Source organism: Microcystis sp. LEGE 00066 (assembly GCF_015207925.1).
GTDB classification, from domain to species: domain Bacteria; phylum Cyanobacteriota; class Cyanobacteriia; order Cyanobacteriales; family Microcystaceae; genus Microcystis; species Microcystis ichthyoblabe_A.
This window is the reverse complement of the sequence record NZ_JADEVX010000237.1, coordinates 1-5,491: the sequence shown is the minus strand read 5'-3', so window position 1 is coordinate 5,491 and position 5,491 is coordinate 1. Positions and strand designations below refer to the sequence as shown.

General features: G+C 44.7%; 7 protein-coding genes and 1 pseudogene. 6 read left to right on the top strand and 2 right to left on the bottom strand.

Annotation, left to right across the window (positions count from 1 at the left end; genetic code table 11):
• Positions 1–793: phosphate ABC transporter substrate-binding protein (locus tag IQ224_RS21195; RefSeq protein ID WP_194033465.1), on the top strand; the 793-nt coding region annotated here is incomplete at its 5' end.
• Between the two features lie 67 nt (positions 794–860).
• Here the strand turns inward: IQ224_RS21195 and IQ224_RS21190 are convergent.
• Entirely contained in the window at positions 861–1,652 is a 792-nt protein-coding gene (locus IQ224_RS21190) for a hypothetical protein (protein ID WP_194033464.1), read from the bottom strand.
• Positions 1,653–1,737: 85 nt separating this feature from the next.
• Between IQ224_RS21190 and IQ224_RS21185 the strand changes: the two genes are divergently transcribed.
• The 5 genes from IQ224_RS21185 to IQ224_RS21165 all read left to right on the top strand — a co-directional run bounded on the left by IQ224_RS21185 (position 1,738) and on the right by IQ224_RS21165 (position 4,680).
• Positions 1,738–2,268, top strand: a complete 531-nt coding sequence (locus IQ224_RS21185) for a hypothetical protein (protein WP_194033463.1) — start codon at positions 1,738–1,740, stop codon at positions 2,266–2,268.
• 3 nt (positions 2,269–2,271) lie between these two features.
• Entirely contained in the window at positions 2,272–3,666 is a 1,395-nt protein-coding gene (locus tag IQ224_RS21180; protein WP_002745414.1) for a caspase family protein, read from the top strand.
• Positions 3,667–3,851: 185 nt separating this feature from the next.
• Positions 3,852–4,043 (top strand): hypothetical protein, encoded by a 192-nt coding sequence (locus tag IQ224_RS21175; RefSeq protein WP_002745416.1) that lies wholly within the window; start codon positions 3,852–3,854, stop codon positions 4,041–4,043.
• A gap of 3 nt (positions 4,044–4,046) precedes the next feature.
• Positions 4,047–4,295 (top strand): hypothetical protein, encoded by a 249-nt coding sequence (locus tag IQ224_RS21170; protein WP_002745417.1) that lies wholly within the window; start codon positions 4,047–4,049, stop codon positions 4,293–4,295.
• A gap of 172 nt (positions 4,296–4,467) precedes the next feature.
• The gene (locus IQ224_RS21165; protein WP_002745419.1) at positions 4,468–4,680 is read left to right on the top strand and encodes a type II toxin-antitoxin system HicB family antitoxin; all 213 of its coding nucleotides are present in this window, start codon (positions 4,468–4,470) and stop codon (positions 4,678–4,680) included.
• Positions 4,681–4,800: 120 nt separating this feature from the next.
• Here the strand turns inward: IQ224_RS21165 and IQ224_RS21160 are convergent.
• Positions 4,801–5,028 (bottom strand): annotated as a pseudogene (locus tag IQ224_RS21160) (transposase); the annotation flags it as partial.
• Positions 5,029–5,491 lie beyond the last annotated feature (463 nt).

Genomic DNA, 5,491 nt, shown 5'->3' with positions numbered 1-5,491 from the left:
CCTACCCCCTCCCCCTTCCCCCCAGGAAGTGGTTAGTTTTGTCCCACCGACTTCTATCCCCAGTGGCACGACAATTCGCATTAACGGCGCTACCAGTATGGTACAGATTAATCAAGCCTTAAAAGCCGCTTTAACGGCCAAATTTCAGGGGGTAGAGGTATTGACAAATGCTCAAGGATCTGATAGAGGATTAGAGGAATTGGCCCGGGGGGCGATCGATATTGCGGCGGTGTCACGACCTTTAACCGAGTCAGAACGCTCTCAGGGATTGGCTTCTAGTCCGATCGTTCGAGATGCGATCGCTATTGTGGTGGGAGTAAAAAACCCCTTTGCGGGGGGGTTAACCACTACCCAAGTTAAAGATATTTTTACCGGAAAAATCACCTCTTGGTCCGAGGTGGGAGGTTCTGCAGCTACTATTCAAGTGATTAATCGTCCCCCTATTAGTGGCACTTATCAAAGTTTTCGTCAGGAAGTGCTGCAAGGGGGAGAATTTGGTAGGGGAACTAATTTTAAAATGATGGAGAGGGATGCCACCACCCCAATTTTGCGAGTTTTGGGACTGAATGGCATTAGTTACGCCACCTATAACCAAATTGTCAACCAAAAAACCGTGAGAGCGATCGCTATTGAGGGAATTTTACCCAGTGAACCTAATTATCCCTGGCAGCGTACCCTTTACTACGTTTACAAAGAACCTGCTAGTGAAGCGGTTAAAGCTTTTATGGGTTTTGTGTCCTCTAGTGATGGTCAGGAAGCGATTTTTCGGGCCAATGAAGATATACAAAAGTAGTTAGCGAGAATATCTGAAAATCTGGGAAATTTTACGCCTTGCATGACTAGGGTGAGCATTGTCTATTTTACCGTGGAGACGGGGAAGCATTGAGAATGGTTAGCTGAACACCATTATCTTTTTCATAAACAATCGCCACGGGAATGGTCAACTGGGGAGCTTTTTTCGGTAAGGCGGGGAAAATATAGGCATAACCGTCTCCTTTGAGGAGAAGTCGCCAAACTCTGGGTTTGTCGGGGTCGCTGAGGTCGGTGAGTTCTTCACCAAGGAGGCGATCGTAGGCTTTGCGATCGCCGATGATCCGCAAGTCAGTCGGGTTATCGAGGGGGTTATCGAGTTTGCGTCCTAAAGGGGCATTTTTGGACATCAGAAGGGTGACGACGGGCAGTGAAGAGGTTTCGTTGACGGCATCTTTCCAAGCATCCGCTTGGGCTTGCCAACGGGCCAGCCAAAAGAGGGCCGTGAGGATAAAGAGGACGATAATTAGCTCATTCAGCAGAGAGGCGAGAAAGTTAAGAATCTTTGTCTGGGCTTCATTGAAAGTAAAGGGCAATCTTCGTAGGTATTTACTGCCCCATTTTTGACCCCAGTGCAGGGTGACGAGAATAGCTAAGACTGTCACACCCAAAACGAGAATGGTTCTCAGGAAGGCGAGGGGTTCCCCGAAAAAGGTTTGAAAGGCGGCAAGATAAAAGGATTCGCCGGGTAGGTTAAGGGTGGTGACTTCGAGTTGAAAGAAGCTGAAGTAAGTCCAGCGATAAGTCCATCCAGTAAAGTACAGGCCAGCGGCTAACAATGCCAGCACGCCGAGGAGTTTGCCGAGGGGATTGTATTCGGGGGTGGTCTGGGGTTCAGCCATGACAAACAGCCTAGTTGTGAGCGCAGAAAAGATGTGTTAGGATTCTATCATTTCTTATTTATCTGGATATAGAGAGGTTAATCCGGTGAAGAAGACTATTTTGCAGGGGAGTGTTCTGGCTTTACTATTGCTGGGGGTGGCCAGTGAGGGGCAGTGGGCAGGGTGGCAGGGTTCCGCACGGAGTCAGGGAACGGTGTTAGGAGTGGCGGTACCGGATAAGGCGACGGTGACGAGAAAACAGGGGGCTTCTCTGACGGGGCAATTAACAGCTTTTAATCAAACAAGTTTGACGCTTTCGGCCGAGGGTTATTCGGAAAAGGTTCCGTTGACGCAAGTTGAGGCGATCGCATTTCAGGGAGGTGATATCTGGGTTGAGGGGCAACGTCTTCCTGCTCGCATCCGAGGTTTTATCAAAACTTGGTCGGGGGTTCCAGTGTCGGTGTTAAACTTGCAAAATCCGCCTCGATCGGCTAATTTAAATTTAAATGGGATTGAAAATCCGGAGGAGCTAAAAAAGCTCTTGAGTAATAACAATAAAGTGCGCGTGCTCTCGAAAATTAGTTTTGATTCGCCTCGAACGATGACGGTTGAAACCTTTACCATGCCTAAACCCTAGTCCATGTCTATCACGCGTCTAAAGTTATTGGGTTATTGCGCGATCGCGACGGCGATCCCCTATCTCGCGCTATCTATCGCATCGGAGAAAATCCCTTTTCCCCCGTTTAATGGCATAAATCAAGCGATCGCCCAAACGCGACCGACGGATCAACAGCAGAGGCGCATCGCCCTCGTCATCGGTAACGCAAATTATGAAGTCAGCAAACTCGGCACACCGTTGAATGACGCGACGGACATGAATGCGGCGTTGAAAGAGTTGGGATTTGAGGTGATTTTGCTGAAGGATGCCACACAACAGCAAATGGATGAGGCGATCGATCGCTTTGCCCGTCAAATGACTCAAGGGTCAGTTGGATTGTTTTATTACGCGGGACACGGAATACAGATAGATGGAGAAAACTATTTAATTCCGGTGAATAATGGGCTAATCAAAGTTGAGGCGGATGTTCGCTATAAGTCTGTGGCGTTGGGGCAGATTTTGGGCAGAATGGCGGAAGCGGAAAATGCGGTGAATATCGTGATTTTAGATGCCTGTCGGGATAATCCGTTTCGTGGGTTTAAGCGATCGCTGAGTCGTGGGTTAACGGCGGTGCAGACGGCAACAGGGTCTTTAATCGCCTTCGCGACGGCTCCGGGCAAGGTGGCAGATGATGGGAATGGGCGAAATGGCTTATTTACGTCTTTTTTGTTGAAATATATCAGAGAACCGATCGATGTGGATGCTATGTTGCGGAAGGTACGGGCAGAGGTGGCTAAAACCACTAAAAATTATCAAGTACCTTGGAATTCTAGTTCTTTAATCGGGGAATTTTCGTTTAATTCATCCCCTAGCGTTGTGACCGCGCCCACTCCTACCCCTATTATTACGCCATCGCCCGTGTTCACGCCACAACCAACACCACCCACCCAACCGCGATCGACCCTTATCTCCTCAACCACTGGCGTGGACTATACAACGCTACGAGAACTCCTGCAACAAAAGAAATGGAAAGAGGCGGATCAAAAAACCTGGGATCTCATGCTGGCGGCCGCTAAACGAGAAAAAGAACGCTGGATAGACAGCAAATCCGCCGAGAAGTTTTCCTGTGAGGATTTGCGGATGATCGATCGAGAGTGGTTAGATGCTTCCGGTGGCCAGTTTGGCTTTTCTGTACAATTGTCTATCTACAAGCAGACAGGCAACTCGATCGGTGACTATAATGATGAAGTGTGGCAACGTTTTGGGGACGCGGTAGGCTGGCGAGTCAACGGAAACTGGAAAACTTATGATGTTTTAACATGGAGTACAAACGCACCATCATCAGCACCCAAAGGACACCTGCCGTCGTGGCGGCCACCTGAGGGGGGATGGATGGGAGCGGACGCAATCTCTCGCGTTGCGGCTTGTGAATTGTAGCATATAAAGCGTTTCGCAGTTTTTTCAAACTCCGATCCTACAGGGGTTCAACACGAGGTTATCAGGGGTTCCGCGATTCGATACCTGTCACCGTCACCCCAGGAGGGTAAATGCCATTTTCCCCTACATAATCTATGGTTTATAATTACGATAGATATTAACCAGCGCAAGTTAGGAGTAAATACTTGTCAAAAAAGAAATTTCGTAAATCTGTTGAAAGCATTCGTTATCAAATTCTGAACCATCATCAAAAAATTGCCAATGAGGAACAAAAAGAATCCCCCGATGAAAACTTAATTAATTACTGGAAAAGAGAAATTAAAGGTTTAGAAAAAAGTTTATCTAGAGCAGAAAAGCGATTAAACAGAGGAAAATAAGCAATGATTTCAAACACTGAAAAACCCTTGAAAGTCAACTCTACCTTGGCCACTCTATTATCTGAATTAGGTGAAGAATGCGAGGCGGTTTTATTCTTACTAAGTCAGCTTAAATTACCAAGCCTAACTGATGACCAAAAAGGGGATATTTTGGCAGAATTAATAGGCTCAATTACTCACTTGCACGTTCATACCGAAAATTTACCTGATTTAATTGGGGATGAAATTTTAGCTTTGCCAGATGATCAATAATGTTATGATGATTCTTTGTTCTCTGGTTCAGTAGTAGTAGGTTGGGTTGAGGCACGAAACCCAACACAAAGCCTATAATTGTTGGGTTTCACTCTGTTCAACCCAACCTACATAACTTATCAAATCAAACAAATTCGTAATCTAATTTTAAAATATAAATTAGGAGGGAAAGATGAAAATTCGCTATGAATTAATTATTTATTGGAGTGAGGAAGATCAAGCTTTTATTGTTGAAGTTCCAGAATTAGCAGGATGTATGGCAGATGGAGAAACCTATCAAGAAGCTGTACAAAATGCTGAACTTGTTATTCAAGAATGGATTGAAACTGCCAAACAACTAGAACGAATCATTCCTGAACCAAAAGGACAACTATTATTTACCTAATGATAAAGTTTCTCTCGCTGCGACTTGTGAGTTGTAGCATATAAGGCGTTTCGCAGTTTTTGCAAAATCCGACATTTAAAGAATGAACAGGAGTCGCCAGCTTAAATCTGAATTGACGATTGTGTAGGGGCGTTCATAAAACGCAATGATTTCTCCAAACCAGTTTCGGATTGTTTGACAACTCTTGGTAAAAATACTGGAGGATTTTGCCAACCATTCCGAGATGGATAGCAGTCCTTCTGTCGGATTCTCTGAGGTTTCGTGAATCTTTCTGAATTCTTCCTTTAACTCCTGCATCTTTTTCAAATTTGGTCAATTTTTTTTGATAGCTTCTAGTTTAATTTTTTGGTCATTATATCAAATCTTAGCTCGATTGTCTATCTTTTGGTATTAATCGGCTTGTGCCTCAAGTCTATCCCTGTATAGATTTCAGCTATTTTTGAGTGTAGGCACTTTCATCGAATTTTATTTTAAGTTAATTATTTGCATAACAATTACCGAAGAACCAAATTTATCAAGGTTGTAGAACGTTCAAAGGTGCTGAGAGAAAATTGTAAAAATGGATAAGAATAGGCGAAATATCATATCAAAGTAGTGCCAGTATAATCCAGAAGCAATCGAACTGCGTGCGCCCAAAATGTCCTATAGATATTTCGACAAAATTGAGATGCACCCAAATTATCCCGGCTCTTCGTTACTTGTTATGGTTCGATAGGGGGGCATAAATCGACTAAATCCTTATCTGGCAAGAGACTTAATTGATTAGTTCGCTCTAGATAAAAAACAATTGACAAAAATTGCTAAATGCCTT

Excerpts from the sequence above, each read along its gene's own strand:
- IQ224_RS21190 (WP_194033464.1), bottom strand. The coding sequence starts at position 1,652 with ATGGCTGAACCCCAGACCACCCCCGAATACAATCCCCTCGGCAAACTC.
- IQ224_RS21180 (WP_002745414.1), top strand. The coding sequence starts at position 2,272 with ATGTCTATCACGCGTCTAAAGTTATTGGGTTATTGCGCGATCGCGACG.
- IQ224_RS21170 (WP_002745417.1), top strand. The coding sequence starts at position 4,047 with ATGATTTCAAACACTGAAAAACCCTTGAAAGTCAACTCTACCTTGGCC.
- IQ224_RS21165 (WP_002745419.1), top strand. The coding sequence starts at position 4,468 with ATGAAAATTCGCTATGAATTAATTATTTATTGGAGTGAGGAAGATCAA.